Below are 9663 nucleotides of genomic sequence, written 5' to 3'. Positions count from 1 at the left end.
TCCAACTTTTAGAATCGTTTCCGTACTGATGTCGACGCCTGATGTGAATGGGTTATTGTAGATCATCACCGGGAATTTAACCGATTCTGCAACAGCCTTGAAGTGTTCATAGATTTCGTTTTCTTTCGGATGTGAATAATACGAATTGATCAGCAATGAAGCGTCCGCCCCAGCCTGTTCAGCCTGCTGTGTAAATTCAATTGCATCTGCCGTCGTTTCAGCCGCCGTCCCTACTACTAGTGGAATTCGCTTGTTGATTTGTGCAACTGCTACTTCAACTGCTTTATAGCGCTCTTCCCTTGTCAAGCTGACGAACTCACCTGTACTGCCATTTATCGCAAGACCTGCCACACCTGCATTGATGAAATGCTCAATGTTGTTTCTTAATCCGTCCCAATCGATTTCCTTTTCGTTGATCATTGGTGTTACTAGTACTGGGAATACCCCTTCAAGTTTTACCATAATAAATTCCTCCTAAGTTTTATGTTTTTTTAGTTACCTGTTTAATTCCAGCTTTCTAATGCATCTTTAGCCAGTTAATTTTCTTCAAAATACATCATGCCAATAAGAAGCCATCTTTCAATGGATCGTCCTGATCAAAAATGAATTCCTGTGCTCCCGTTACAAACGCTTCTGTTGCGACGGAATATCGATGTTCATCCACCGAAAGTTTTTTCGCGGTCAATGAACTTCCAAAAATACTTTCATTTTCAATTTTGGTTAGACCTGTTTCTTTATTTGCCAGTGTTGTAAGAATGGCAAACGTACTATCAATCCCTGGTGAACGTAGGATGTATCCGTCTTTTTCAAACGTTACCGATCGGATTTTATCAGGTGAAGATGGTACTGATTCAATGACTACAACCCCTGCGTAGTCGACGTTATCGTTCGTCAATTTCGTCGTCTGCTGCAAACCCCAGCGGTTCAATGCTGCCAGATGTTCCAATTCGATGCTTTGGATGGTATCTGGCAACGTGTAAATCAAGTAATTTCGCGCATTGTCAACACTTATTGAAACGTATTCCGGATTGGAATTGATTTCTGAACAGGCTCCACTTTCGATGGAAACGGAAGTCACCTCCTGGTTTTCAACACTCGCTTTCACTGTATAAATACCATTCACTGTTTCTACTTTGTAAAACTCATCTACTGATTTATTCAAATTTCCGATTTCAATCAACGCCGTTACCGTCGCGAGCAGGCCTTCATATTTGAAGTTACTGACATCTGCATGATTGAAGAATAACAATGAAAAGTCCGCGGTTTTGGATGAAGCAACTACGCATCCATGCATCCCGCGGTGTCCTCGCGGTTCGTTCAGCAATAAGTTCTTTTCATTCATAAAGTTATTTTTCAACGCATCGTGATTGGTTTGTACATCACCTCCGTGAAGCCTAATCGGTGATTGGATAACGATTCTGAATGCCTCTCCTGCTACATGCGTATCGATTGTGCTGTACATTTTTTCAAAGTTCACTTAGACACCCTCTTTCACTGGAACTTGTTCCATCGGCGGAATAAGCAGGAATCCTTCGCGCAGTGGATCTTTTTCATTGTAGAAGAAACGATGCATCCCCATAATCCAAGCAGAGCCCGTCACCTCCGTAATCACCGCATCCAGGTCTTTCACTTTTGTTTCTTCCAGCACCTTTGCTTTGAATAACGTACCAACGATACTCTCATGAACGAAAAGTTCATTCATCCCGATTTGTTTTTTCTTGTACAGCGTCGCCAGTTTCGCGGATGTGCCTGTTCCGCATGGAGATCTGTCAATCCCTCCTGGCGGAACAATAACCGTATTTTTAACATGTGCGTCCGGATGAACCGGGTCCGTAAAGAATTCAACATGCGTCAACCCCGCGATGAACGGAAACTCAGGATGAATTACTTCTTCAGTTGCATTGATGGCATTGCGAATATCGATTGCCTTATTGATGATAGTTGTTGCATTTTTCTCCACCAATGGCAGATTAAGCTTACGTGCATCGATAATTCCATAGAAATTACCACCATACGCGATGTCACACTCCACATTGCCGATGCCTACTACATTAATTTCAATGGATTTCAGTAAAAATGCCGGCACATTGTCGAACGTCACTTCTTCGGCTTTTCCGTTGACGACCTTGATTTTCACGTCGATAAGTCCTGCAGGTGTATCCACTTTTAGATTTGTAACAGGCTCATGAACTTCAATCAGTCCTGCTTCAACGAGAGCTGTACAGAATCCGATTGTATCGTGCCCACACATTGGCAAATAACCGCCTGTTTCGATATAAATAACACCTACATCAGCATCCGGATGGCAAGGTTCCGTCAGTAAAGCGCCTGACATAACACCATGTCCCCGTGGTTCATTCATTAGGAATTTTCGAATCCAGTCAAATTCCTCCTCCATATACAACATTTTTTCAGACATTGTATTTCCTTTCAAAAGTGGCAATCCACTTATCACTGTCCTTGTTGGATTTCCACCCGTGTGCGTATCGATTGTTGTGAACAGTCGCTGGTAATTCATCCGATGGTCACCCTCTCTTTAAAACGACTGAGTTGCAATGGCTCTATTGGAATACAAGTTTCTTTTTCGTTAATCATTTCTTCTATCAGTTTTCCTGTCACGGCAGCAAGACTAATCCCATCTCCCTCGTGACCCGCAGCGATGAAATACCCTGGGATATGCTCTACGCGCGAAATGATTGGTAAATGATCTTCCGTCCACGGCCGCAAACCGGCATACGTTCGGATGACGGTCATATCCGCAATTTTCGGATAGAAGCGCATCGCACGCTTGGCAATGTATTTTGTCACTTCATGATCGACACGTGTGTCAAAACCGGTGAATTGCCGGCTACTACCGATTAAAAAGTTTTGACTTTCAGTTGGCTCGAATACAAGCGCAACGCCATACTTCTCCGTCATTGGATCGACCGTTCTTTCACCGCCAAATTTTGAAATAAGGTAGCCAAACTCCATCACTTTTCTTAACCCAACAGGTTGTTGCCGTGAAGCAACAATCAGTTGACCTTTCCTTGGAATGATCGGAATATCCAAGCCCATCATCTCACCGAGTTTTGGTGCCCAAACACCCCCGGCATTGACCACTTTATTGGCGGTATACATACCATTATCCGTTTCGATGAAAAACTGACCCGCTTCATTTCGCGTCACATTTTTCACTTCTGTATTTGTATGTATTTTCGCTCCTTTTTTCTCAGCACTATGAAACATTGAATACGTCATCATGTACGGATTGACGGTTGAATCCGTTTTACATTCCAGTCCACCATACAAATCGTCTGCAAAGTAATTGGATTCATTGCGCAAGTCTTGACGATCTAGCATTTTGAAATCCAATCCAGCTTCTTGCTGTCTTCTGACCCACTGACTCGCTGCTTCCATTTCAGCATCGTTCTCACACACTAAAATACTTCCAGGATTGCGGTATTCAAAAGAAACCTCAAGTTCTTTATCCAACTCATGGACGAGTTGTTGACTTTTCACAGACATCTGACTATCAAAACCGGGATCTTTGTCAATCGCCAGTATATTTCCATCGCACCTGGAGGAGGTACCGCTCGCCAACTCCTTCTTTTCAAGGACGGTGATATCCAAGCCGGCTTTCGAACCGTAATAGGCAATAGCTGCGCCCATGATTCCGCCTCCGATGACGACAACATCTCGATGTTGAGTATTTATCACAATAACCCCCCTCTCACTTGCTCGTTCACTTATATCTAATGCAAGTTGCATGCCAAACAGTAAAATCCCTCTATTTAATCATTCTCCATTGAATATTCTAATAGTTAGTGTAAACTTATCTATACAGTTCAAATATTTTGACAGTAGAGGTGGCTAAGAAAATGAAATTTTCTCAAAAACTACTTGGTAAGTTGATAGAAAAAGAGTTCACACTAGTGGAATCAATGAAAGACGAAGATTCATTGGCGAAGCGGATTGCAGAAGAAATGCCTAAAACGGTATTCCTTTTAACGGAGGATGGTCCGCAATGTGTCAAACTTAGTGAATTTAAAAAAGAAATAATATATACCCCTTGCAAAGTTTTACCGTTAAATAGCTCATCGCAGGAAGTCTTTAACGAGCTTGGGGCTAACGACATCGCACTTATCTGTAATGAGTCTGATGAATATCTAGGATTTCTGACGTATGAGGTATTTTCTAAACACTTATTGAACGAATACCGTCGGGCCGAAGCCTATTTAAACACTATCTTACAAACCATCGATGAGTCTTGCACAGTGATAGACGACGAAGCCAATGTCCTTTTTTGGACAAAAGGAGCAGAAAAAATATTTTCTGTAAAAGAAGAGGACATCATCGGTCAACCCATTACCGATTTTTTCAGTCCCGAGAGATTGGAAATTCTAAATACCTTAAAGGACGGAAATTCTCTATACCACAGCCAACACCATGCCCGTAAGGATCTAGTCGTTATGATTAATTCCAATCCTGTCTATTTCAATGAAGAGATCATTGGGGCGGTTGTTTCTGAGACGGATATAACCAGTCAGATTTTATTGAATAATGAGCTCTACATGACTTCTGAAAAGTTATTCAACCTGGAGGAAGAAGTTAGAAAAACATCGCCTACCATCAATCCTTTTTCCTATATAAGAGGCAACAGCCCCGCACTGAAAAAGACGTTGGAAATTGCCAGAAAAGCAGCTACCACAAATGCTGGCGTCCTTATTTACGGGGAAAGCGGTGTCGGTAAAGAACTTTTCGCGAAAGCAATCCACAACTTGCGCGAGACCGAAAGTGCACCATTCGTCGCCATAAATTGCGGCGCAATCCCTAGCGGACTATTTGAAAGTGAAATCTTTGGGTACGAAAAAGGTGCTTTCTCAGGAGCAAATCAAAAAGGAAAAAAAGGAAAAGTAGAACTTGCGAAGAACGGTACATTGTTTTTAGATGAAATCGGAGAAATGCCCATGGACATGCAAGTGAAGATCCTTAGGCTTCTTCAAGAAAAGAAGTTTTACACTGTCGGCGGTACGAAAGAACTCGAAGTAGATTTCCGTGTTGTTGCAGCAACCAATCGTGACTTGAAAGAGCTTATTAATGAAGGAAAATTCAGGGAAGACCTTTATTACCGTTTAAATGTCGTCAATTTCAAAGTCCCGCCATTGCGCGAACGCCTTGAAGATATTATTGAGTTGACTCATTATTTCCTCTATGAATTATCGGTAAAGTATCACCGGCCCATCCACGGTATTTCGCAAGCCGTCATGCAGTCATTGCTTCAACACTCATGGCCAGGGAATATCCGTGAGTTGAAGAACGTCATTGAACGGCTTGTTGCGTTTTCTGAAAACGGAGAAATTAGAATAGATGACCTTCCAGTTGAAATGGAACGAATTCCACAATCTACAATTACGGATAATGATGTACCGCAAGTCCACCAGCTAACCAATACTGAAGGATTTTCTTTACAGGAACAATTACAGATGTACGAAAAAGAAATTATCCTCAAGGAACTGAGTAAAGCCGATGGAAATAAACTCCTTTGCGCTAAAAACTTAGAAATCACTCGAGCAACTCTTTATAACCGGATGAATAAGTTAGGCATTAAATTATGACTCTCCAAACTTGGCTACATTCTTGCATATAGATATATGCATATATAAAAAGTTTAAGTATGGGGTGATTTACTTGTCGGAAAATGAAATGATCATTTGCAGATGCGAAGAAGTAACCTATGGTGAATTAAAGGAAACAGCTGAAAACTATAATTGTTCTGCAAGGGAACTGAAACTTCGGACCCGTGCCGGCATGGGCTACTGCGGTGGAAGAACGTGCCGCACAATGGTCGACAGCATCGCACATTCTTCTACTGAAAGAGATGTTGCGCAAATCACATTGAAATACCAGCCACCTATCAGACCAGTAAGTTTCGGCAGTTTGGGGGATATTACAAAATGACGAGAAGAATTATAAACCATCCGGTACTGGATAAAGTAGACGACACCGATGTTGTTTCCTTCACTTTCAACAACACCGTCTTTCAGGGGTTGAGAAACGAATCATTAGCTGCAGCCCTTTTAGTAAATGGTATCCGTACACTGCGTCTTCACGAAGAAAATGGCACTCCGCGCGGAATTTACTGCAATATCGGGCACTGCTTCGAATGCCGTGTAACTGTCAATGGACAGCAAGGTATAAGAGCCTGTCTAACGCCTATTCAGGAGGGCATGACTGTATCAAGCGGAGAAAAACTCCTGACGTCGGTTAGGGACTGGAGGTCGGAAAATGAGTAAAGTTATTATTATCGGTGCAGGTCCTGCAGGCTTATCCGCCGCAATAGCCATCGCAGAAAATGGCTCTGAAGTTCTGATTCTTGATGAGTATATGCTGGCTGGTGGACGCTTGTTAGGTCAACTTTATGAAGAGTCAAATGGCAAGTGGTGGAATGGCATAAAGGAATCCAAGAACCTGCATGACAAAGCTATTGCGCTTGGCGTTCAAATTCGCTTAGGCACTCCAGTATCTAACATTGAAAAACTGGATGGGGAATGGGTCATTTATACAGACGAGGAAACGTATTATACTTCTCATTTATTGCTTGCAACCGGAGCGGCTGAAGTACCATTGCCAATACCAGGCTGGACACTGCCGGGAGTCATGTCTGTCGGGGCTGCCCAGGTCATGACGAATGTACATAGGGTCAAACCCGGAGATCGCGGTGTCATTGTTGGCGTAAATGTCCTGTCATCCGCAATCGCAATGGAACTGAAACTCGCTGATATCGACGTTGCATGCATCACATTACCGAAAATGAATCAAGTGACGAAAGAATCTGGTAACCCAATGGACGTCATGAGTTCACTGTTGCACGTTTCCCATATGGCACCTTCTGCTTTTATCAAATTCGGAAGTAAGCTTATGAAAAATGATTTCATGAAAAAAATGGGGATCACTTTTTTTCCGAAAAAAGGCGTAAAAATGTGGGATATTCCAATTATGCTTCGAAAAGCAGTCATTCAAATTTACGGTAATGGTGCTGTAGAAGGTGTAACGATTGCCACGATTAACGCATCGGGCGAAGTCATTCCTGGGACCGAAGAAAACATTAGTGCAGATTTCGTATGTATTGCTGGTGGGTTGTACCCTTTGGCAGAGTTGGCGGCAGTTGCGGGTTGTCCATTCTATCTCATTGAAGAATTGGGCGGTTACGTTCCACTTCATAATGATCGATTGGAAACTACACTCGACGGGCTATACGTTGCAGGAAACATCACTGGTGTTGAAGGGGCTAAAGTGGCGATAAGGCAAGGAACTACTGCTGGGCTGGCGATTGCCAATAACATAAGCGGCGGCAAACAGGAATCTGAACTGGAAGAGTCTATCAAAATGATTGAAGACGCACGAGACAATGCTTTCATTCAATTTCACCCTTCGGTCAAAGAAGGAAAACAAAAACTTCTTCAGTATTGGGAAGAGCACGCTTCTAAAGTTAAAGTGGAAGTGCATAGCTGACCAGATATGAATTTAAAAACAGCTGCGGTGGAAGTCGTTATACTAACTTCCACCGCAGCTGTTTTTGTACCCGTCATAATTGAACGCTGACCCCGACTTTGTTAGCCATCGCCTTTTCATATAAGTATTTCGCAACGACGATATCAGCAATTGCAAGACCTACTGATTTGAATACAGTAATTTCCTCCTGATTTTCCCTACCCGGACGTTCGCCGCTCACCACTTTTCCAAGTTCCGCATGAATGCCTGATTCAGAAAATAAGCCTTCTTGGATAGGCACTAGCAAGTCACCGGTTTCTTCCAAAGCAGCATCTTCCGCCTCGACGATGATTTTTGTCGCTGTGCTGATTGCGTGCGAAGGCAATTCCTGCATAGATGGACGGAATGACCCAACCGCATTAACATGCGTTCCCGGCTTTAGTGCTTCCGAAAAGACCGGCGTTGTCGAACTCGTAGCAGTTACTAAGACATCCGCATTACGAACGACTTCATTCGAATCATTGCAGACCATCACTTTAAGATTAAACTTATCATGAATGAACTTTGCAAACTCTTTTGCCTTTCCTTCGCTACGATTAAAAATAAAGACTTCTTCAATGTCTCTAGCCGCTACAACTGCTTCGCAAAGTCCCTTTGCTTGCTCACCAGTCCCGATAATACCTAGCGTTTTAGCATCTTCGCGGGCAAAGTATTTAGTCGCCACGCCGGATAATGCTCCCGTCCGAATTAAGGTCAAATACGAGCCTTCCAGCAATGCGAGCGTTTTTCCTGTTTCAATATCGGAAAGCAGGACAACTCCCTGTATCGTTTTTCCACTTTGTTTATTATTTGGAACGACCGTCACATATTTAAGGCCCATTGTCTTTAATCCTTCTGCAACGGACGGCATAACCAGGCCTGTGTTTTCTGTTCCAAAAGGAAGGGATAAACGTATCGGTGTTTCCGTATTGCCGGCTGAAAACTCTTTCAAAGCAAGCGCAGCACATTCCATTACTTCGCCCATGTCTACTAATTCCTTCTGGTCATCCGCACTTAAAATCAACATGTATTTTACCTCCATTATTACTCACAGTTGAAAATATGAAATTACTATATTGAGCAATCAAATTTCTTCCAGTAAAAACCCTTTTGGTAATGTATCACGTGGATCCACTAAAAATTGGTGGAACCCTGTCAAGAAGGCATCTCCAGTTACTTTCGGGATAACTGCCTTATGTCCACTTACTTCACTTATTGACAAAATTTCGCCAATGAATTGCCCGTCCGTAATACTTTCATGGACAAACCTCCCATTCCCGCCTAATGTACCATTCTCATAAAGTGTTGCAAGCCTTGCACAAGTACCCGTTCCACATGGCGATCGATCGACTTGCTCATCTGCAAAGATCGTGACATTACGCATATCTGCATCTTTACTGACAGGATCATCCGAAAAAATGACACCATAGATCCCATGCAGACCACCTTCAAGTGGATGGACAACTTCCATCTTCTCTTCAATGTAGTGCTTGATTTTTGTTCCCCACTTTTGAAGCGCTGGCAAATCTTTTTTGCTCACTTTTAAGTTCAAATTTTTACTTTGTACAACCGCATAGAAAGCGCCACCAAATGCGACGTCGACAGTAAAATCATAACCGTCGATGTTCACGGACATATCTTTTTTCAGGACAAAAGATGGTACGTTTTCAAAGGAAACCGATTCCACAATCGAATCTTTACACTTCGCATAAGCTATGATTTCCCCTGCTGGACTATCGATTACAAACTTCTGATTCTCTTCAGTCACCTTGAATCTACCCGTTTCTATTCCCATCGTTATAACGCCAACGATTCCATGGCCGCACATCGTACTCCAACCTTCATTATGCATAAACAAGACACCGAAATCGGCATGAGGACTTGCCGGAGGTGTAATGATGCATCCATACATCCCATGATGCCCTCTCGGTTCTAGCATCAGCACTTCTCTGATATAATCGAGATGCTCCATGCAATAGGCACGTCTTTCGAGCTGAGTGCTTCCTTTAATTTCCGGAAGTCCATCTGTAATGATTCGCAAAGGCTCGCCTGCAACATGGACATCAACAGTTGAATACATCTGATTGATAATCATAAATTAATCTCCTCATCTCTATTAAAGATTTATATTGAAGTATTGACACAATAAAA

At 42.6% G+C, this 9663-nt stretch carries 10 protein-coding genes; 4 read left to right on the top strand and 6 right to left on the bottom strand.

Features of this window, described 5'->3' with window-relative positions:
- From AC1TO6_RS16555 to AC1TO6_RS16540, 4 genes are all read right to left on the bottom strand, one after another.
- Positions 1–462, bottom strand: a 462-nt coding sequence (locus AC1TO6_RS16555; protein ID WP_482102724.1) for a dihydrodipicolinate synthase family protein, incomplete at its 3' end; no start/stop codon positions are given.
- A gap of 94 nt (positions 463–556) precedes the next feature.
- Entirely contained in the window at positions 557–1477 is a 921-nt protein-coding gene (locus AC1TO6_RS16550; protein ID WP_482102723.1) for a proline racemase family protein, read from the bottom strand.
- Positions 1478–2518, bottom strand: coding sequence for a proline racemase family protein (locus AC1TO6_RS16545; protein ID WP_482102722.1), 1041 nt, complete (start codon positions 2516–2518; stop codon positions 1478–1480).
- Complete coding sequence (locus tag AC1TO6_RS16540) at positions 2515–3696, bottom strand: NAD(P)/FAD-dependent oxidoreductase (RefSeq protein ID WP_482102732.1); 1182 nt, start codon at positions 3694–3696, stop codon at positions 2515–2517. Before AC1TO6_RS16540 ends, AC1TO6_RS16545 begins: the two co-directional genes overlap by 4 nt.
- Positions 3697–3860: 164 nt before the next feature.
- Here AC1TO6_RS16540 and AC1TO6_RS16535 point away from each other — a divergent pair, with 164 nt between their 5' ends.
- The 4 genes from AC1TO6_RS16535 (at position 3861) to AC1TO6_RS16520 (ending at position 7494) form a co-directional block, all read left to right on the top strand.
- On the top strand, positions 3861–5597 hold the full coding sequence (locus AC1TO6_RS16535; RefSeq protein ID WP_482102721.1) for a sigma-54 interaction domain-containing protein: 1737 nt from the start codon (positions 3861–3863) through the stop codon (positions 5595–5597).
- 88 nt (positions 5598–5685) lie between these two features.
- Positions 5686–5940, top strand: a complete 255-nt coding sequence (locus AC1TO6_RS16530) for a (2Fe-2S)-binding protein (protein ID WP_340796913.1) — start codon at positions 5686–5688, stop codon at positions 5938–5940.
- Positions 5937–6275 (top strand): (2Fe-2S)-binding protein, encoded by a 339-nt coding sequence (locus tag AC1TO6_RS16525; protein ID WP_482102720.1) that lies wholly within the window; start codon positions 5937–5939, stop codon positions 6273–6275. Before AC1TO6_RS16530 ends, AC1TO6_RS16525 begins: the two co-directional genes overlap by 4 nt.
- Positions 6268–7494, top strand: coding sequence for an NAD(P)/FAD-dependent oxidoreductase (locus tag AC1TO6_RS16520; protein ID WP_482102719.1), 1227 nt, complete (start codon positions 6268–6270; stop codon positions 7492–7494). Before AC1TO6_RS16525 ends, AC1TO6_RS16520 begins: the two co-directional genes overlap by 8 nt.
- A gap of 73 nt (positions 7495–7567) precedes the next feature.
- Here the strand turns inward: AC1TO6_RS16520 and AC1TO6_RS16515 are convergent, their stop codons facing one another.
- Entirely contained in the window at positions 7568–8539 is a 972-nt protein-coding gene (locus tag AC1TO6_RS16515; RefSeq protein WP_482102718.1) for an ornithine cyclodeaminase family protein, read from the bottom strand.
- Between the two features lie 57 nt (positions 8540–8596).
- A complete protein-coding gene (locus AC1TO6_RS16510; protein ID WP_482102717.1) occupies positions 8597–9607 on the bottom strand; it encodes a proline racemase family protein in 1011 nt (336 codons plus the stop codon).
- Positions 9608–9663: the final 56 nt, after the last annotated feature.

Source organism: Sporosarcina sp. Y352 (genome assembly GCF_056786535.1).
This window is presented reverse-complemented; position numbering and strand designations above follow the sequence as displayed.